Annotated in this window: 18 protein-coding genes; 12 read left to right on the top strand and 6 right to left on the bottom strand. The window is 62.2% G+C overall.

Annotation, left to right across the window (positions count from 1 at the left end; all coding sequences use genetic code 11):
- Positions 1-19: 19 nt before the first annotated feature.
- The 4 genes from BGO80_RS07635 to BGO80_RS07620 all read left to right on the top strand — a co-directional run bounded on the left by BGO80_RS07635 (position 20) and on the right by BGO80_RS07620 (position 2,906).
- Entirely contained in the window at positions 20-937 is a 918-nt protein-coding gene (locus BGO80_RS07635; RefSeq protein ID WP_286720587.1) for an isoaspartyl peptidase/L-asparaginase, read from the top strand.
- A gap of 222 nt (positions 938-1,159) precedes the next feature.
- Positions 1,160-1,783, top strand: coding sequence for a hypothetical protein (locus tag BGO80_RS07630; RefSeq protein WP_286720586.1), 624 nt, complete (start codon positions 1,160-1,162; stop codon positions 1,781-1,783).
- Positions 1,783-2,403 (top strand): hypothetical protein, encoded by a 621-nt coding sequence (locus tag BGO80_RS07625; protein WP_286720585.1) that lies wholly within the window; start codon positions 1,783-1,785, stop codon positions 2,401-2,403. Before BGO80_RS07630 ends, BGO80_RS07625 begins: the two co-directional genes overlap by 1 nt.
- Positions 2,400-2,906 (top strand): hypothetical protein, encoded by a 507-nt coding sequence (locus BGO80_RS07620; RefSeq protein ID WP_286720584.1) that lies wholly within the window; start codon positions 2,400-2,402, stop codon positions 2,904-2,906. Before BGO80_RS07625 ends, BGO80_RS07620 begins: the two co-directional genes overlap by 4 nt.
- 80 nt (positions 2,907-2,986) lie before the next feature.
- Here BGO80_RS07620 and BGO80_RS07615 read toward each other — a convergent pair whose 3' ends face one another.
- The 3 genes from BGO80_RS07615 to BGO80_RS07605 all read right to left on the bottom strand — a co-directional run bounded on the left by BGO80_RS07615 (position 2,987) and on the right by BGO80_RS07605 (position 6,550).
- On the bottom strand, positions 2,987-3,934 hold the full coding sequence (locus BGO80_RS07615; RefSeq protein ID WP_126149819.1) for a substrate-binding domain-containing protein: 948 nt from the start codon (positions 3,932-3,934) through the stop codon (positions 2,987-2,989).
- Between the two features lie 68 nt (positions 3,935-4,002).
- Positions 4,003-5,028 (bottom strand): ABC transporter permease, encoded by a 1,026-nt coding sequence (locus tag BGO80_RS07610; RefSeq protein ID WP_126149818.1) that lies wholly within the window; start codon positions 5,026-5,028, stop codon positions 4,003-4,005.
- Positions 5,009-6,550: a sugar ABC transporter ATP-binding protein gene (locus BGO80_RS07605; protein ID WP_286720581.1), complete on the bottom strand. Its 1,542-nt coding sequence runs from the start codon at positions 6,548-6,550 to the stop codon at positions 5,009-5,011. The genes BGO80_RS07610 and BGO80_RS07605 overlap by 20 nt, the downstream gene beginning before the upstream one ends.
- Positions 6,551-6,762: 212 nt before the next feature.
- Between BGO80_RS07605 and BGO80_RS07600 the strand changes: the two genes are divergently transcribed.
- The 8 genes from BGO80_RS07600 (at position 6,763) to BGO80_RS07565 (ending at position 14,713) form a co-directional block, all read left to right on the top strand.
- Complete coding sequence (locus BGO80_RS07600; protein WP_286720579.1) at positions 6,763-7,785, top strand: LacI family DNA-binding transcriptional regulator; 1,023 nt, start codon at positions 6,763-6,765, stop codon at positions 7,783-7,785.
- Positions 7,786-7,899: 114 nt separating this feature from the next.
- Positions 7,900-8,865 carry an NAD-dependent epimerase/dehydratase family protein gene (locus BGO80_RS07595; RefSeq protein ID WP_286720577.1) on the top strand — a complete coding sequence of 322 codons (966 nt, stop codon included), beginning with the start codon at positions 7,900-7,902 and terminating at the stop codon, positions 8,863-8,865.
- A 56-nt stretch (positions 8,866-8,921) separates the two neighbouring features.
- Positions 8,922-9,557, top strand: a complete 636-nt coding sequence (locus tag BGO80_RS07590; RefSeq protein WP_286720575.1) for a helix-turn-helix domain-containing protein — start codon at positions 8,922-8,924, stop codon at positions 9,555-9,557.
- Positions 9,554-11,143, top strand: coding sequence for an ABC transporter substrate-binding protein (locus BGO80_RS07585; RefSeq protein ID WP_286720573.1), 1,590 nt, complete (start codon positions 9,554-9,556; stop codon positions 11,141-11,143). The genes BGO80_RS07590 and BGO80_RS07585 overlap by 4 nt, the downstream gene beginning before the upstream one ends.
- Positions 11,144-11,203: 60 nt before the next feature.
- The gene (locus tag BGO80_RS07580; protein WP_286720571.1) at positions 11,204-12,250 is read left to right on the top strand and encodes an ABC transporter permease; all 1,047 of its coding nucleotides are present in this window, start codon (positions 11,204-11,206) and stop codon (positions 12,248-12,250) included.
- Complete coding sequence (locus BGO80_RS07575; protein ID WP_286720569.1) at positions 12,247-13,134, top strand: ABC transporter permease; 888 nt, start codon at positions 12,247-12,249, stop codon at positions 13,132-13,134. Before BGO80_RS07580 ends, BGO80_RS07575 begins: the two co-directional genes overlap by 4 nt.
- A complete protein-coding gene (locus BGO80_RS07570) occupies positions 13,131-13,979 on the top strand; it encodes an ABC transporter ATP-binding protein (RefSeq protein WP_286720567.1) in 849 nt (282 codons plus the stop codon). Before BGO80_RS07575 ends, BGO80_RS07570 begins: the two co-directional genes overlap by 4 nt.
- Positions 13,976-14,713, top strand: coding sequence for an ABC transporter ATP-binding protein (locus BGO80_RS07565; RefSeq protein ID WP_286720565.1), 738 nt, complete (start codon positions 13,976-13,978; stop codon positions 14,711-14,713). Before BGO80_RS07570 ends, BGO80_RS07565 begins: the two co-directional genes overlap by 4 nt.
- 15 nt (positions 14,714-14,728) lie before the next feature.
- Here BGO80_RS07565 and BGO80_RS07560 read toward each other — a convergent pair whose 3' ends face one another.
- The 3 genes from BGO80_RS07560 to BGO80_RS07550 all read right to left on the bottom strand — a co-directional run bounded on the left by BGO80_RS07560 (position 14,729) and on the right by BGO80_RS07550 (position 17,587).
- Positions 14,729-15,700 (bottom strand): NAD(P)-dependent oxidoreductase, encoded by a 972-nt coding sequence (locus BGO80_RS07560; protein ID WP_286720563.1) that lies wholly within the window; start codon positions 15,698-15,700, stop codon positions 14,729-14,731.
- A 109-nt stretch (positions 15,701-15,809) separates the two neighbouring features.
- A complete protein-coding gene (locus BGO80_RS07555; protein WP_286720561.1) occupies positions 15,810-16,655 on the bottom strand; it encodes a carbohydrate ABC transporter permease in 846 nt (281 codons plus the stop codon).
- Positions 16,655-17,587: a carbohydrate ABC transporter permease gene (locus BGO80_RS07550; protein ID WP_126149808.1), complete on the bottom strand. Its 933-nt coding sequence runs from the start codon at positions 17,585-17,587 to the stop codon at positions 16,655-16,657. Before BGO80_RS07550 ends, BGO80_RS07555 begins: the two co-directional genes overlap by 1 nt.
- Positions 17,588-17,684: the final 97 nt, after the last annotated feature.

Below are 17,684 nucleotides of genomic sequence, written 5' to 3'. Positions count from 1 at the left end.
AATTCTTAGCGGGTTTATCATGCTGCTGCTAGCCAATGCCGAAGCCTGGCCGGGCTTTTCTCACACCGTCGAGCGCCTGCGCGCCGGCGACGAGGGGCTCCCCGCCATGGTGAGCGGCATTTCCCGCGTCGAGGCCGAGCCCAAGGTCCGCAGCGTCGGCTATGGCGGCTGGCCAAACATGCTGGGGGTCATGGAGTGCGACGGGGCGGTGATGAACGGCACCACCCGCACTGTGGGCTCTGTGGGCGCCGTTCCCGACACCATCCCGGTCTGCGCCCTCGCCTATGAGGTGATGCAGCGCCTGCCCCATGTGACGCTGACCGGCGCCGGCGCCCGCCGCTTTGCCGACGAGATCGGCTTCACACGCGACGACGCGCTGTTTCCCGATAGCAAGAGGGTGTGGTGGGAACGGCTGGAAAAGGAAATGAGCGCCGAGCAGCGCGCCAATTTCCCAGACATCCCCTTGGCCCCGCTCAGCACCGCCATTACCGATCCGGAACGGGTACGCGACACCACGGTTTTCCTCTGCCAAGACACCAAGAAGGGTATTCACGCCGCTACGTCCACCTCGGGATGGGCCTGGAAATATCCCGGAAGGCTGGGCGACAGCCCCATTCCCGGCGCCGGCTTTTACGCCGATAGCCGCTACGGCGCTGCCGCCTGCACCCATACCGGTGAGATGACCATGCGCGCCGGCACAGCCCGCGCCATCGTCATGGCCCTGCGGCTAGGCTATAGCCTCTCCGAAGCCATCGAGTTCGCCATCGAGGACCTGCAGGACCTCTCCGGCGGGTTTCTGGGTGGCGTCGTCATTCACGCCATGGACGCCGAGGGCAGTCACGACGTGGTCAATTTCCGCTGCGACGGTGATATTCGCTATTGGTTCTGGCAAGACGGCATGGATGCGCCGGAACTGCGCGCCGCCCGCACCGCCTGACATGTTGGTTGCGACACGGCGTCACTGAATATGATATTTGAGATCAGCTTTATTGACATCACATAAAGCTGATCGTAGCAGTCCGAATTAGGAGCCAGCGGCTCCGAAAACCAACAGGACTGGATCCACCACCATGCACCGAACCAAGGTTCGTGCCGCGTGCGCCTTGTTGCGCGCTCCAAGCCTCGCCGCTCCAACCCGGCCATTCAGGCAGCCTCAGCCATGAGCCGCACTGACGACAAGAGCGGGCGCTTGCTGCTCGTTCACTCCCACTTCGGCCCGGCGCCCGACCTCTTCGCACTGGCCATGGAGCGAAACGATGCACTCCTCGTGCGCGAGCGCGACCTGTCGCCCCATCTCTTCGCCACGGCGCGCGGACTGATCACCACCAGCCATCTCGACCAGGTCGGCTTCATGCAGTTTTCAGATGCGCTTGCCACTTTCATGGCTCGCGGCGGCCGCTGGTTCTTCAACGGCCACATCATGCGCCCCTTCCTGGCCGGCCTCGAGCACTTCCTGCCGATCCCCCGGGCCCGTCGCACCGATCTGACGCTGACCCGCCTTGCCGAGCACCCGATCTTTTCCGGCATCGAGCAATCCGACTTCGAGGAAAATAATGGCGTCGCCGGATTTTACGGCCGGGGCCACAATCCCATGCCGCAAGGCGCCCGCGCCATCAACGGCATTGGACCCGACAGACACCCCATCGACTGGGAATGGACGCTCCCCGCAGGTGGCAAGATGTTCAGCCATGCCGGCAATGACATCGGTGGCATGAAGGGCCCAAATCCTAATCACGCCATTGTCGGGCCGCGCATCATCGCCTGGACCACGGGAGAACTCTGATGGCCATCCTCGCCATTCATCCGGGCACATATTACCACATCGGGAGCCTGGAAAGCCCGCGTTATGCCGGCTATTTCGATCGGCTGGTGCGCCCCGAAGACCTCGGCACTATCCGGCTCGCAGACTTCGCCGTCGTCCTCATCCCCTGTCGCACACCCGCCGACCGCATGTTGCCGCATCGCGAGGCGTTGCGGGCCTATCTCGACCAAGGCGGTACCATCATCGCCACCGGCGAAAGCGACAGCCAGCTTTTCCTGCCCGGCATAGAATTCACGCCGCAGCCCACCAATTTCTGGTGGTGGCTGACGCCCGGCGCCGATTTGGGCGTGCGCATCGCCAGCCCTGGCCACAGCCTGTTTTCGCGATTGGGTGAAAAGGACATCACCTGGCATCTTCATGGCTGGTTCGAGGTGCCGGCGGGCGCCGAAGTCCTCGCGATCAACGAGAGCGGTAAGCCCATTCTCTATGTGGACGAGGTGACCACCCCCGGCCGCATGATCATCACCAGCCTCGACCCCCTCTATCACCACGGCAGCCATTTCATGCCGGCGACGACTCGTTTCCTCGATGGCTTCCTGCCCTGGATGCGCGATCAACTCGACAAGGAGACCCAGCCATGAGCACCACAACCCTTACCGTCCTCGAAAACGGCAAACCGCTGCTTTTCAGCTTCGACGACCTCATGAGCTATCATGGCTTCGGCTTTCCCGGCGGCGTCGCCCATGGCTTCAAGGTGATGCAGCGTGCTTTGCCGCTGCTTGCCGATGGCGAGGTCCCCGAACGCCGGGAGATCGCAATTCGCACCGCCTTTAAGGGCCCCGGCGCCCGCGACGCCTTCGAAATGGTGACGCGCAGCCTGACCGAGGGTCGCTACAAAGTCGATGCCGATCTGGCGCAGCCCGAGCGCGGCACGACGCTACAAGCCTATGTGTTCATCCTCAGCTATCGCGGCACCGAGATCCGGCTGCGCATCCGTGACGGCATCGTGCGCGATGAATTCATCGCCCTGGGCCGCAGACCCGATCGCACTCCAGAAGAAGACGAGCGGCACGAATGGCTGAAGCTGGACATGCGCGACCGGCTTCTCGCTTTGCCTGCCGACCAGGCCTATGACCTGTTCTAGCGCCCGCAGCGGGCTACACGCCGCAGCATCAAAACAAAAAGGGGCGCTCGAAGCGCCCCTTTTCAGATGATCAGAACCGATCAGAACGGGCTGTCGGGGAAGTAGAACTGGGCAGCATTGTCCTTGGTTACCAGCGGGGCGCCCAGGATATATTCGCCCTGCACCGGACCGTTGGAGGTGAAGTTGGCCACGGTCACGTCGATGGCGGTCGCGATCATCGCCGGCGGATAGAGCACGTCGACCGGGATCAGCTCGTCGCCATCCATGATGCCCTTAATGACGTCCTTCATGCCGGCGCCGCCGACGATGAACATCTCGCCTTCGCGGCCCGCCTGACGCACGGCCTCGACCACGCCCATGGCAATGTCGTCGTCCTGCGCCCAGACGCCGTCAATATCGGGGAAGCGGCTGAGGAAGTCCTGCATCACTTCGAAGCCGTCATCACGGTTCCAGTTGGCAAACTGGTTGTCGAGCACATTGATGCCCGAGCCCTCGATCCCGGCCATGAAGGCGTCGAAACGCTCGGTGTCGATCACGGTCGGAATACCGCGCAGGATGACGATATTGTCGCCTTCGCCCAGACGGGTCTTGAAGTATTCGGCCGATACGGCGCCCAGCTCGGTATTGTTGCCGGCGACATAGACGTCTTGAATGGTGGAATCGGGCAGGCCGCGATCCACCACGGTGATGAAGGCACCTGCGGCCTTGGCCTGGCGGACCGGCTCGACCAGCGGCTCGGATTCGAACGGCAGCACCACGAGGGCGTCGATCTGCTGCACCGAGATCAGGTCTTCGATGTCGCCAGCCTGGTCGGCGGGGCTATCGGCGGTGACGATGATCACGTCGATATTGGAATGCAGGGCTTCGATGCGCTTTTCAGCTTCCCCGGCATGCCAGTTGAGCCCGCCTGCCCAACCATGGGTCGCTGCCGGAATGGAAACACCGATCTTGATCTGGTCCTGAGCGAAGGCCGGAAGCGCCAGAGCGGTGGTCGCGGCCAGAGCCAGGGTCAATGCCTTGATAGACATGGGTAGTCCTCCCTTGAGTGGCGCGTTGTGCGCCGGTTTTGCCCGCCCTTGCGAAGCGGGAATGCTTGCTATTCGGCCTTCTTGCGTATGGCGCGCTTGAAGCTGCCACGCTGCAGATAGACCGCCGCCACGATGATCACGCCCTGCACTGCCCCATTGAGGTAGTTGGAGATGATATCGGTGAGATTGAGAATATTGCCGATGGCGGTGAGGATCAGCGCACCGATCACCGTGCCGCCGATGCGGCCATAGCCGCCCTTAAGCATGGTGCCACCAATGATCACTGCGGCGATGGCCTCCAGCTCCCAGAGCACGCCGGTGGCCGAGGAGGCCGAGCCCAGGCGCGGCACATAGATAATGGTGGCGAGCGAGACGCACAAACCCTGAAGGATATAGGTCCAGGTGCGAACGCGATCGACCTTGATGGCCGAATAACGCGCCACCTGCTCGTTGGAACCGATAGCCATGCAATAGCGGCCGAAGGCGGTGCGGTTCATCAGGATCCAGCCGATGACGGCGACGATGATGAACACCCAGACCGGATAGGGCACGCGCAGGAAGTTGTCGTAGTAGACCGGGCGGTAGATTTCGCGGGCCCCGCTATTAAGCGAGAGCGTGCCGCCATCGGCAAAATAGGTCACCAGCGAGCGATAAATGCCCATCGTGCCCAGCGTCACGATAAAGGCTTCGATCTTTGCCTTGGTGGTCAGGAATCCATTGATGAAGCCGGCACCTGTTCCAAGGATAAGCGAACAGCCGATGCCCAGCAGCACGGTCCAGATCGATGCCCCCATGCTCTCGACTGCCGAGTTCATGATGATGATCATCATGCCTGCGATAAAGGCAGCCATGGAGCCCACCGAAAGATCGATGCCCCCGGCGGTGATGACGAATGTGGCGCCTACCGCGATGATGCCGATAAAGGCCGAGCGGGTCAGCAGGTTGGTGACATTGCCCTCGTTGAGAAAGGCAGGGTTCAGGCTATAGCCAAGAATGACCAGCAGGATCAGCGCCAGCAATGGCCCAGCGGTCTTCAGGTCGAGCTTGAAGCCCTTCTGGGGCCTGCTCGCGGTTTCAGGCGCTGACACGGTCATTTTCTCCACCCTGCTTGATGCCGGCCGCGTAACGCATGATCTCGGCTTCGGTAATTTCTGCGCCCTCCAGCACGCCGGCCATGCGTCCATTGCGCATGACCACGACACGGTGGGAAAGGCCGATGACTTCCTGCATTTCCGAGGAGATGACGATGATCGCCTTGCCCTCGGCGGCCAGCGCCGCGATGATGTGATAAATCTGCTGCTTGGTGCCGACATCGATGCCGCGGGTCGGCTCATCCATGATGACGATGTCCGGCTCGCTCTCCATGGTCTTGCCCAGCATCAGCTTTTGCTGATTACCACCCGAGAGCTTTCCCACCGGCACTGACGGATCGCGGGCCCGCACGTCGAAGCGGCGCACCGCGCGTTGCAGCGCCTGCTCTTCGCTGCGCCCGTCCAGGAACCCGTTGCGCAAATGCTTTTTGAGCGTCAGCAGCGTAAGGTTGGGTTGGAGGCCTGCATTGAGCAGCAGCCCCCGCCCCTTCCGGTCCTTGGTCATATAGGCCAGGCCCGCCGCAAGTGATTTCGAAACATCGGAGAACTCGGAAACAGCGCCATTGACCGTCACCGTACCAGCGCTCTTCTTGGTCAAGCCGACAATGGCCTCCGCCACCGCCGTGCGACCGGAACCGATCAGCCCGGCAAAGCCGAGGATTTCCCCGCGCTTGAGTTCGAAAGAGATGTTTGAAATGCCCGATGCGGCCAGATCGCGCACCGAGAGCACCACCGGCGCATCGACATCGGGCTCGTGCTTGGGCGGATAGAGGTTGGACAGTTCGCGCCCCACCATCATCTGCGCGATGGAGTCCGGTGTCAGGTTCTCGGTGCCGACCGTGGCGATCAACTGCCCGTCGCGCAACACGGTCACCCGGTCGGCCAGTTCCATGATTTCGTCCAGCTTGTGCGAAATGAAGATCACGGCGACGCCCTTGGCAGTGAGCCGGCGGATCTGCTCGAAAAAGGTCTGCGTTTCGGCCACCGACAACACGGCCGTCGGCTCGTCCATGATGATGACGCGCGCGTCGCGGCTGATGGCCTTGGCGATCTCGACCATCTGCTTGTCGGCCACCGAGAGCGTGTTGATGCGCGCATCGGGATCGATATTGACATGCAGTGTGTCGAGAATGCTGCGGGTCTGTTCGCGCATATCCCGAAGTTGCAGGAACGGCCCTGAGCGCAACTCGCGCCCCAGGAAAATCGAGTCCGCGACGCTTAGATGTTCGGCCAGCAGCAATTCCTGATGGATGACCACAATGCCCATGGATGCGGCCTGCCCATTGGGCGGCAGCACTACGGTTTCGCCATCGTAGATAATGCTGCCGGAGGTCGGCTGTTCGATGCCTGAGAGGATCTTGATCAGCGTGGATTTGCCAGCGCCATTCTCGCCGATAATGGCGTGAACCTCGCCCGGCTTGATGTCGAAATCGATGCTGAACAACACCGGGATTTCGCCGAATGACTTGGAGATGCGATGCGCCGATAAAATCGGCGCAACTGTCCTGTCCTGCGCATCGTTCATGCTTGGCAGCCCCTCCCCTGAGCACGGCGCACTTGCTGTGCGGCTCTTTGCTCAAGCCATGATGTAAAGGTTTTCATGATTGATGTAAAGGTTTACACAAGGGCATAAGTAATAGGCTTTGTGGAGAATGCCGTGGCGGAGGAAACGGCATCTGCTAAAGGCAGTGGCGCATTGGTCCGAAGTGGCCGGGCGTCGAGGGCGGAGCGGTCCAAGTGCAGCACCATAAGCTGGCAACCATAGAAGATGTCGCGGCCCTGGCCGGGGTATCCATTGCCACCGTCAGTCGGGCCATCAACGAGCCGACCAAGGTCGCCGACGCCACGCGCCGCAAGGTCGCGGAGGCCGTTGCCCGCACCGGCTACACCACCAATGCCATGGCCCGCTCGCTGCGCATGCGGCGCTCCAACATGATTCTGATCCTTGCCCCCGATGTCGGTGACCCCAATTTCTCCAACATCCTGGTCGGCCTCGAAACCGAGGCCAGCAAGCGCGGCTATGGCCTGCTGATCGGCAATACCCAGAATGATCCCAGCCGGGAAACCGACTATCTGCGCTTCATCAGCTCCAACCAGGCGGACGGGTTGATTCTCTTCACCGGCCATTTGCCCTATGGCTTTGGCCAGAACGCCGAAGAAACCCGATTGCCGCCCATGGTGGCAGTGAACGAGCCGGTGGTCGACCAACCCGTGCCTTTCGTGGGCGTCGACAATTTCGAAGGCGCGCGTGTCGCCACCGAACACCTGATTTCCCAAGGCCACCGTCGCATCGCCTTCATCGGCCATTCGCCTGGCCGCGAGATCAATCGCTTGCGCGAGGCCGGCTATCGGCTCGCGCTCGAGAGCGCGGGCATAGCCATCGACCCTCGCCTCATCCTCGATGGCGAGGGCACCACCGAAAGCGGTCGCGCCGCCGCCGAACTGATGTTCGTTCGCGATGCCCTGCCCACGGCCTTCTTCTGCGTCAACGACGCCACGGCGCTGGGCGTGATCATCGCCCTCAACGCCCGGCGCTACGAATTGCCCCGCCAGTTTTCGGTCATGGGGTTCGACGACATTTCCTTTGCCAGCTTCGTCAGCCCCTCGCTGACCACCATGAAACAGCCCCGCCACCGCATGGGCGAGGCGGCCATGGAATTGCTGCTGGCCATGCTGGCGGGCGAACAGCCCAAATCGCAGAAAGTGCTGCTGCGGGCCGAACTGATCGTGCGCAACTCGGTCAGCCGGCCCAACAGCTGAGCGCACCGAGGCCACCACTTCGAAACCGGTGCATCGCGAACCTGCCGGCTCTGGCCTCCATCCCGATATGCTCATAGAACCATAGCCACCACTTGGCGGCAGGAACAGCACTTCATGACCACGGCAATTATCGGCGGCAGCGGCTTCCTCGGACGCAATGTGGCGCTGCGCCTGCTGGCGCATGGCGAAAAACCTGTCGTCGTGCATCGCGGCCACGAACCGGCCAATCTGCCCGAGAGCGTTGCAATCGAACGCGCCGACCGCACCGACGAAACGGCGCTCGACACCATCTTCCGGCGCCATGAGGTGACGGCGGTCGTCGATATCTTCGCGCTGAGCCTCGGCAACACCCAGCCGGTGATCAATGCCGCCCAGCGCGCCCGCGCGCGCTATGTGCTCACCAGTTCAGTGGATGTTTACGCCAATTATGAGGGCCTGCTGCGCAAGGGGAATGCCGCGCCACGCATGGAGCCGGCCGACGAAGACGCACCGCTCCGCACCATGCGCTACCCCTATCGCGGCAACCCTCGCCGTCCGCAGGGCGTCAGCGACGACCTTTTCGAAAACTACGACAAGATCGTGCTCGAAGAGGCCGCCCGGGCCGCCGATCTCGATGCCGTCATCCTGCGACCGCCGATGATCTTCGGGGTCGCCGACAAACAGCGCCGCTTCGGCTGGGTCACCGACAATGCCAAACCCGGTGAGCCCTTCGCCATCGATGAGCGCGCCTATGGCTGGCTCAACTCCTATGGCTATGTCGAGGACATCGCTGAAGCCTTCGCCCTTGCCGCGCTCCATCCCAAGGCCGCCGGGCGCACCTATAATGTGGGACAGAATTTCGTGCGCAGTGCCGCGGATTGGGCCCGCACCCTCCTGCCCTATATCGGCTCGACCGCCGAGGTGATTGCTGCACCTGCCGGTCAAGGCGTGTGGGCCGATCGCGCCGATGCCTCCGACCTGCGCTACCCGCTCACCCTCGACACCACCCGCATCCGCAACGAACTCGGATTTTCCGAAGTGCAGCCGGAAAGTGCGGCGATCAAAAAGACGATTGCGTCCTACAGCCTTCCAGCACATTGACCGCACCCCGGCGATCTGTTTAGTCTCGCTAAACAAAGCATTGGCAGGAGCGTCTGTTGGAGACATCCACCACGCCGACGCTCGGCACACGCATCCGGGCGCGGCGCAGGGAACTTGGGCTGACAGTCTATGACCTCGCTAAGGCGAGTGGTCGTACTGTCGGCTTCATCTCCCAGATCGAGCGCGACATCTCCCGGCCCTCGCTTGCCTCGCTTTACGCCGTTGCCCGTGCGCTCGACACCAATGTCGACCGGTTCCTCTCCGAAGCACCACAGCGCCAGCACCAGATGGTGACCCATTCCAGCAAGCGCGCAAGGTTCTCGCTCGGCGCCACCGAGCCGCTCTACGAATTCCTCGAGCCTGGATTTGCCGATGCCGCGCTCAACGCCTGCATCACCCATATCCCGCCCGGCTTCGCCTCCGAAACCATGCGCCATGAGGGCGAGGACTTCGTCTACCTCATCAGCGGCACCATGCTCTACGTGGTCGACGGGGTGGAATACCCCCTCGAGGCCGGCGGAACGCTGCACTTTTCCTCAAGCCTACCGCACATGTCTCGCAATCCGGGGCAAGAGGTGGCCATCGAACTTTGGGTCGGCACCATGAGGGTGTTTTCGGACAATGCCCGCCCCAATGCCCCTTCAATATCGCTGCCGGGAACGCAGCAGCTTCAACCAGGAGAAACATCATGAAACTGACCAGGACGCTGACCGCAGCGCTGTTGAGCATGACCATGCTCACCGGCGTCACCTTTGCGGCAACCCCGGCCAATACGCTCGTCATCGCCGATGCGCTCGACGACATCATCACGCTCGACCCCGGTGAAGTTGGCGAAGTCGGTGGCATCATGGCCGCCAAGCAGATTTACCAGACACTGATCGCCCCCGATGTGGCCGACCCGACCAAGATCTACGGCGTCCTGGCCGAAAGCTGGACCGTCTCGGAAGACGGCAAGACCTTCACCTTCAAGATGAACCCGGCCGCCAAGTTTGCCTCGGGCAACCCGGTCACCGCCCATGACGCCGAATTCTCGCTGCGTCGCGTGGTCAAGATGGCCTCGCGTTCCGCATTCCTGCTCACACAGCTGGGCCTCAACGCCGAGAATGTCGAAGAGCGCATCAAGGCCACCGATGACGCCACGCTGGTGTTCGAAATCGGCGAACCCTATGCCGAGTCTTTCGTGCTCTATGCCCTCTCCTCGCACAGCGGCGGCATCGTCGACAGCAAGCTTGTGATGGAACACGAAGTCGATGGCGACATGGGCAATGCCTGGCTCAAGCAGGCCAATTCCGCCGGTTCGGGCCCGTTCGTTTTGACCACCTGGACGCCCAAGCAGTCGATCCTGCTCACCCGCAACGAGAACTTCTGGCAGGAAAAGCCGGCCATGGAGCGGCTGTTCTTCCAGCACGTGCCGGAAAGCGCCGCCCAGCGCCTGCTGCTCGAAAAGGGTGACATCGACATCGCCAACAAGCTTGGCGCCGACGACTACACTTCGATCGCCGAAAACGCCGATATCAAGACCCTCGATGGCAGCTCCGGCGTTATCTATTACATGGGCCTCAACGTCCGCAACGAAGCCCTTTCGCACCCCGACTTCGTCAAGGCCATGAAATATCTGGTCGACTATGAAGGCATCGCCCAGACCATCGGCCAGGGCACCATCAAGGTTCACCAGACCCTGGTTCCCGAAGGGTTCTTGGGCAGCCTCGACTACAATCCTTATTCGCTCGACATCGAGAAGGCCAAGGAACTGATCGCCTCGAGCGGCGTCACCACCCCGGTCAAGCTCGACACCGTGGTCTGGAACGTGCCGCCCTATACCGACTTCGCCCAGGCCGCCCAGGCGACCATGGCCCAGGCCGGTATCGATCTCAATCTCCTGGTGGTCGATGGCCAACAGTGGCTCGAACGCTACCGCTCCTCCGATCTCGATATCTGGGTGGGCCTCTGGGGCCCGGACTATCCCGATCCGCACTCAAACGCCAAGGCTTTCGCGGTCAATTCCGACGACACGCCCGATGGCTCGCAGAGCCTGGCCGACCGCTTCGGCTGGGATGCCGGCGACCTCTCGCCCAAGGCCATGGCCGCCCTGCGCGAAAACGACAACGAAGTGCGCAAATCCATGTATGAGGAAATCCAGGTCGAGCACACCGACACCTCGCCCTTCCTTTATATGTTCCAGGAAGTACGCCGCGTCGCCATCCGCGCCAATGTGCAGGATCTCGAACTGGGCCTGACCCTGTCCGACGACCGCTATTGGAAGGCGCACAAGGACTGATTCCAATTTTCGGCGCGGCGGCAATGCTGCCGCGCCCCCCTCTCCCGACAGGACTGATCTGTGGCCGCTACTGCTTCCCCGACCTTGCTGCGCCTCAGGCGTTTCGCCAATGGCCTCGTCACCACCATCGTGACGCTTCTCGGCCTGGTGGCGCTGACCTTCTTCATCGGCCGCGTCATTCCCATCGACCCGGTGCTGTCCATCGTCGGCGAAAAGGCCACCCAGGAAGCCTATGACAAGGTCTTCTTTGAGCTGGGCCTCGACAAGCCGGTCTGGGAACAGTTCACCTCCTACACGCTCAAGCTGATGCAGGGCGATTTCGGCACCTCCTTCACCACCACCCGACCGGTACTGACCGATCTCCTGAGCTTTTTTCCCGCCACGCTGGAGCTGGCAACCCTGGGACTTCTGATCGGCGTGCTGCTTGGCATTCCCGCGGGCGTCGCCTCGGCCTACTGGCACGACAAGTGGCCCGATCACCTGATCCGCATCATCGGCCTGGTCGGCTATTCGGTGCCGATCTTCTGGCTCGGCCTCGTAGGCCTCTACGTGTTCTACTACAAGCTCAGTTGGGTCGCCGGACCCGGCCAGCTCGACGTCTTCTATGTCGGCATCGTGCAGCCGATCACCAATTCCATTCTCATCGACAGCCTGTTGCGAGGCCAGTGGGAGGTGTTCTGGAATGCGGTGAGCCACATCATCCTGCCGGTCTGCCTTATCGGCTATTTCTCCATGGCCTATCTCTCGCGCATGACCCGCTCGCTGATGCTCGACCAACTGACCCAGGAATATGTGTTGACTGCCCGGCTCAAGGGCGCCACCGAGCTGGAAGTCGTGGTCGGCCATGCCCTGCGCAATGCCGCCATTCCGCTCGTCACCATCATCGCTCTCTCCTATGGCGGCCTGCTCGAGGGGTCAGTGCTGATCGAAACCGTGTTCGGCTGGCCCGGGATCGGCAACTACATCGCCTCCTCACTGTTCCGCGGCGACATCAACGCCGTGCTTGGCGGCACTTTCCTTGTCGGGGTGATCTTCATCATCCTCAACCAATTGTCCGACGTGCTCTATGCAACGCTCGATCCCCGCACGCGGGAGGTGCGCAAATGACCACACTGGACCAAGTCGATAGCGCCGGTCGTGCCCGCTGGAAGCAGATTGTCAGCTTCTGCCGCCGCTTTTCGCGCAATCCCCTGGGCATGTTCGGCCTCTTCATTCTCCTGGTGCTGCTGTTCTGCGCCGCCTTTGCCGAGTTCATCGCGCCATACGATCCCTATCTGCCAAACCTCGCCGCGCGCCTCACCGGCCCAGGCGCCGAATTCTGGCTCGGCTCGGACGAGCTCGGCCGCGACATCCTCAGCCGCGTCATCTATGGCTCGCGCCTGACGCTGCTGATCGTCGGCCTCGTCATCGTCACTGCCGCGCCCATTGGCCTCATCATCGGCGTCGTGGCCGGCACCTATGGCGGCTGGCTCGATGCGCTGTTCATGCGCATCACCGACGTTTTCCTCGCCGTGCCAAAACTCCTGCTTGCCCTGGCTTTCGTTGCCGCTCTCGGCCCCGGCATCGTCAATGCCGCAATCGCCATTACGCTCACCGCCTGGCCGCCTTATGCCCGCATGGCCCGCGCCGAGGCCCTGGCGGTGCGCAACAGCGACTATGTCAACGCGGTGCGTCTAGCCGGCGCCTCCGAGTTCCACATCATTGTCTTCCATATTATCCCCATGTGCATGTCCTCGGTGATCGTGCGCATGACGCTGGATATGGCCGGCATCATTCTCACCGCGGCCGGCCTCGGCTTCATCGGGCTCGGCGCCCAGCCACCGCTGCCGGAATGGGGCGCCATGATCTCCACTGGCCGCAAGTTCATCTTCGACCAGTGGTGGGTCGCGACCGTTCCCGGCTTTGCCATCTTCATCGTCTCGCTTGGCTTCAACCTGCTGGGCGACGCTATCCGTGATCTGCTCGATCCGCATCTCAAGGCAAGATCATGACCGGCATGCTCGCTGAAATCGAAAACCTGCGCATCTCCTTCCCTACCGAGGATGGCGGCTGGCACCAGGCCGTGCGCGGCGTCAGCTTCAGCCTTGGCCGCGAGAAGCTCGGCATCGTGGGCGAAAGCGGCTCAGGCAAGAGCCTCTCGGGCCGTGCGCTGCTCGGCGTGCTGCCTGACTATGCGCGCGTAGAAGCCGACAAACTCGCTTTCGACGGTATCGATCTGCTCACCGCCTCGCGCCGCCAGCGCCGCCACCTCCGCGGGGGGCGGTTGGGCATGGTGCTGCAGGACCCCAAATTCTCGCTCAATCCGGTGATGACCGCCGGCGCCCAGATCGTCGAGGCCATCCGCATCGGCAATCGCCGCATCGGCAAAGCCGAGGCGCGCAAGGCGGCGCTCGAAATCCTCGAAAGCCTCCACATCCGCTCGCCCGAACTGGTCTTTGACCGCTATCCGCACGAGCTTTCCGGCGGCATGGGCCAGCGCGTCATGATCGCCATGATGGTGGTGCGCGAGCCCGACCTGCTCGTCGCCGACGAGCCGACGTCGGCGCTCGACGTCACCGTGCAAATTCAGGTTCTGGCCATTCTCGACCAGCTGATCGAGCGTCGCCGCATGGGCCTCATCTTCATCAGCCACGACTTGCAACTGGTTAGCCGCTTTTGCGATCGGGTTATCGTCATGTATGCCGGCCGTATCGTCGAAACCCTCGACGCCAAGCGCCTGCATGAGGCCACCCATCCCTATACCAAGGGTCTTCTCGCCTGCCTGCCTGTGATTGACGGACTGCTGACACCCCTGCCGACACTCGACCGGCAGGCCGCCTGGAGCCAGCCGTCATGAGCCAGTCCATTGTTTCGGTCGATCACCTGTCCGTCCGTTTCGGGGCCAGCACCGTCGTTGACGATGTGAGCTTTGCCGTGGCGCGCGGCGAAAGCTTCGGCTTGGTGGGGGAAAGCGGATCAGGCAAGTCCACCATTCTGCGCACCATTATGGGCCTCAACCACGATTGGTCCGGCGATATCCTGGTCAATGGCGTACCGGCGCGCGGCACCGGCCGGCGTGAATTCGCCACCCAGGTGCAGATGGTATTTCAGGACCCCTATGCTTCGCTGCATCCTCGGCACCTGATCGGCGCCGCCATCGCCGAACCCATGCGTATCCACGGCATGGCCAATGCCAAGAGCCGCACCTTAGAACTGCTGCGCCTCATCGGCCTCGGCGAGGAATTTGCCTATCGCTATCCGCATGAGCTTTCCGGCGGCCAGCGTCAGCGCGTCGCCATCGCCCGCGCGCTCGCCCTGTCACCAAAGCTGCTGCTGCTCGACGAACCGACCTCAGCCCTCGATGTCTCGATCCAGGCTGAAATCCTCAACCTGCTCAATCAGCTGCGCGCAGAGATGGGGCTGACCTATGTGATCGTCAGCCACAATCTGGCTGTCATTTCCTATTGCTGCGACCGACTGATGCTGATGCAGAATGCCCGACAGATCGAAACACTGACCCGCCAGCAACTGGTCGATCGCGACCTGACCCAGCCCTATAGCCAGGAATTCCTCGCCGCCAGCACGCAATAGGGGAGGACCTAGCCCTTATCCAACCACGTTGACCGGTTTTCCGGCGATGAGGGCGTCGATATTGGCGAAGACCTGGTCGGCCACCGCCTGCGTCGCCTGACGGCTGGCCCAGGCCACATGCGGGGTGAGGATGAAATCAGGCCGCCCCAACAGCGCCTGGAATGGATGGTCCGCCGGCATCGGCTCGACCGAGGTCACGTCGAAGCCGGCCCCGGCGATCTTTCCTGCCACCAGGGCCTCGGCCAGCGCCGCTTCATTGACCAGCCCGCCGCGCCCGGCATTGATGATCAGCGGCCGGCGCTGCATCAGGGCGAACTCGGCAGCGCCGATCATGTCGCGGGTTTCGGGCCGCAGCGGCACGTGGAAGGTCAGCACGTCAGCCTCTTCCAGCACAGTCTCGAACCGTGCATAGGGCGGCGTCGCCTCGGACGCGCCGCGCCGCGCCGCGAACAGCACCCGCATGCCAAACGCCTCGGCAATCTTGGCGACGGCCTGCCCCAAGGTACCCCCGCCGATAATGCCTAGCGTCGAGCCCGCCAGATCGCTAATCGGATAATCGAAATAGCAGAACTGCCCACTCTCCAGCCAGCGACCCGCCGCAACCGAGCGGTCATAGGCAATAAGGCTCCGTCGCAGCGCCAGCATCAGTGCAAAGCAATGCTCCGGGACCGTGTTGCGGGCGTAGTCACGCACATTGGAAACCACGATCCCGCGCGCCTTGCAGGCGGCGACGTCGATGACTTCATAGCCGGTTGCCGCCACCGCCACCATTTTGAGGTTTGGCGCCGCATCCAGCACCGCCTTCGTGATCGGCACCTTGTTGGTGATGACGATCTCGGCTTCACCGATCCGCGCCGCTGCCTCTTCCGCGGCAGTCCGCTCATGCAGGACGAGACTGTGGCGTGCCTTGGGCCCATCAAGCCGGGTATCGGGCGGAAAGGTGCCGCGGTCGAGCATGACGATGCGGTGGGAGACTGACGCTGACATGTTGGCCAAACCGTTTGTGCGCTGAACGAAACGCCGACCCGCACAATGTCAGATCGGCGTCCGGTCTTACTTCACATACGGCGCCCCGGCCAAGTGCAGATCCCTGAGATCAGCCCTTCACTGCCCCACCGGTGAGCCCCGAAATCACGTAGCGTTGCGCCAGAAGGAAAAAGGCGATGGCCGGCATGATCGAAAGGGTGAGGAAGGCCAGAATACGCGGCCAGTCCGAGCCGAACTGCCCCTGGAACTGCATGATCCCCAGAGGCCAGGTATATTTGGCCTCCGAATTGAGCACGATGAGCGGCAAGAGGAAGCTGTTCCAGCTCCCGACGAAGTTGAACACGCCAACAGTGGCGATGATCGGCAGGCAGAGTGGCAGCGTCACATACCAGTAGATGCGGATATAGCCGCAATTATCCATGCGGGCCGCGTCAACCAGCTCCTTGGGCAGCTCCTTGAAGAAATTGTGGAACAGCAGCACCGAGAAGGACACGCTGAACGCGACTTGCACGATGATGATGCCCCAGTGGCTGTCGAGCATGCCTAGATCGCGCATCTTGATGAACAGCGGCAGAATGCCCGTCGCTGCCGGAAACAGCAGGCCCAGCATCAGATAGCCCAGGATGAACTTGGAGCCAAAGAACTTGATATGGGCCAAAGCAAAGGCGGTCATTGACGCCACCAGCGTCGACAGCGCCACCGTACCGGCTGCAATCAGCAGCGAATTGCCGAGCGACGAGAAGTAGCGCGGCCCGCCCAGGATCTCGACAAAACGTACCGGATCCCAGCTCGCGGGGAGGCCGAACGGATTGACCCGCAGCTCGCCGATCTCCTTAAAGCCCCCCAGAGCCGTGGTGTAAAACGGCACGATCACGAAGGCGGCGACGATGATGAGCGTGATCCACTGCACGCCGGAAATCGCGGAACGGCGGCGCTTTTTAGTGCGTGTGGTCATCAGTTTTGCTCCGCCTTGAAGAGAACGCGGCGATAGGCCAGCGCTACCGCCACGCAGGCGATGAACAACAGCACGCTGACCGCACCACCAAAGCCCAGATTCATGCGCGTGATGCCGAACTGGTAGAGGAAGGTCACGATGGTGTGGCTGGAATGGGAGGGACCGCCATTGCTGAGCGGGATGATCAGGTCGAACAGCTGCAAGGCGCCGGTAATGGCGAAAAACACCGAGATGACGATGGCCGAGCGGATCATCGGGATCTGGATATGGCACACGATCTGCCAGCGCTTGACCCCGTCGAGCCGAGCCGCCTCGATCACCTCGCCGGGGATGGACTGCAACCCGGCGATATAGATCATCATGTGAAAGCCGAAATATTTCCAGGTGATCACCAGCATGATGGCCGGCATGACCCAGAATTTGTCGCCCAGAACAAAGGGCATATCGACCCCGATGGCGCCGCCTATGGCCGGCAACAGCCCGTAATTGCCGTCATAGACGAACTTCCAGATCAGCCCCGCAGCGACCTCGGCCAACATATAGGGCAGGAAGAACAATACGCGGATGAGATTGATATGGGCGCCGCGCTCCGACAGCGCCACCGCGCACCACATGGCCAAAGGCAACTGGATCGCCAGCGACACCGCCACCACGATCAGGCTGTTGCGCACCGCCGTGCCGAAATTGCGATGGGTGAGCACATCCTCGTAATTCTTGAAGCCGACGAAATCGGTGATGGGCCCATAGCCGTTCCACTTGAAGAACGAGAACGTGGCTGCATCGATCATCGGCAAAACGACGAAGACGGTGAAAAGAATGATCGACGGCGGCAGGAACAGCAGCAGCGGCACGAGGCTTTTGCGGTCCATATAGCGGCGGCGCCGCGGCGCGCCTGCCATTGCCGGGTTCGATGCGGTAGCGATGCTGGTCATCGGCGTCCTCGACCCTGCCGCCCTGTCCCCGAACATCGCGGCGGCGCATGAAGCGCGGCAACGGGCGATGCATGGGCACGAAAAACCGGCATGGAAA

This window comes from Devosia sp. 63-57 (genome assembly GCF_001899045.1).
Lineage (GTDB): Bacteria > Pseudomonadota > Alphaproteobacteria > Rhizobiales > Devosiaceae > Devosia > Devosia equisanguinis.
This window is presented reverse-complemented; position numbering and strand designations above follow the sequence as displayed.

What these genes read in the sequence shown, in the direction of transcription:
- BGO80_RS07575 (WP_286720569.1), top strand. Translation starts at nt 12,247, where the DNA reads ATGACCACACTGGACCAAGTCGATAGCGCCGGTCGTGCCCGCTGGAAG.
- BGO80_RS07595 (WP_286720577.1), top strand. Translation starts at nt 7,900, where the DNA reads ATGACCACGGCAATTATCGGCGGCAGCGGCTTCCTCGGACGCAATGTG.
- BGO80_RS07605 (WP_286720581.1), bottom strand. Translation starts at nt 6,550, where the DNA reads ATGAACGATGCGCAGGACAGGACAGTTGCGCCGATTTTATCGGCGCAT.
- BGO80_RS07565 (WP_286720565.1), top strand. Translation starts at nt 13,976, where the DNA reads ATGAGCCAGTCCATTGTTTCGGTCGATCACCTGTCCGTCCGTTTCGGG.
- BGO80_RS07630 (WP_286720586.1), top strand. Translation starts at nt 1,160, where the DNA reads ATGAGCCGCACTGACGACAAGAGCGGGCGCTTGCTGCTCGTTCACTCC.
- BGO80_RS07555 (WP_286720561.1), bottom strand. Translation starts at nt 16,655, where the DNA reads ATGACCACACGCACTAAAAAGCGCCGCCGTTCCGCGATTTCCGGCGTG.
- BGO80_RS07570 (WP_286720567.1), top strand. Translation starts at nt 13,131, where the DNA reads ATGACCGGCATGCTCGCTGAAATCGAAAACCTGCGCATCTCCTTCCCT.
- BGO80_RS07625 (WP_286720585.1), top strand. Translation starts at nt 1,783, where the DNA reads ATGGCCATCCTCGCCATTCATCCGGGCACATATTACCACATCGGGAGC.
- BGO80_RS07610 (WP_126149818.1), bottom strand. Translation starts at nt 5,028, where the DNA reads ATGACCGTGTCAGCGCCTGAAACCGCGAGCAGGCCCCAGAAGGGCTTC.
- BGO80_RS07550 (WP_126149808.1), bottom strand. Translation starts at nt 17,587, where the DNA reads ATGACCAGCATCGCTACCGCATCGAACCCGGCAATGGCAGGCGCGCCG.
- BGO80_RS07635 (WP_286720587.1), top strand. Translation starts at nt 20, where the DNA reads ATGCTGCTGCTAGCCAATGCCGAAGCCTGGCCGGGCTTTTCTCACACC.
- BGO80_RS07560 (WP_286720563.1), bottom strand. Translation starts at nt 15,700, where the DNA reads ATGTCAGCGTCAGTCTCCCACCGCATCGTCATGCTCGACCGCGGCACC.
- BGO80_RS07585 (WP_286720573.1), top strand. Translation starts at nt 9,554, where the DNA reads ATGAAACTGACCAGGACGCTGACCGCAGCGCTGTTGAGCATGACCATG.
- BGO80_RS07615 (WP_126149819.1), bottom strand. Translation starts at nt 3,934, where the DNA reads ATGTCTATCAAGGCATTGACCCTGGCTCTGGCCGCGACCACCGCTCTG.
- BGO80_RS07620 (WP_286720584.1), top strand. Translation starts at nt 2,400, where the DNA reads ATGAGCACCACAACCCTTACCGTCCTCGAAAACGGCAAACCGCTGCTT.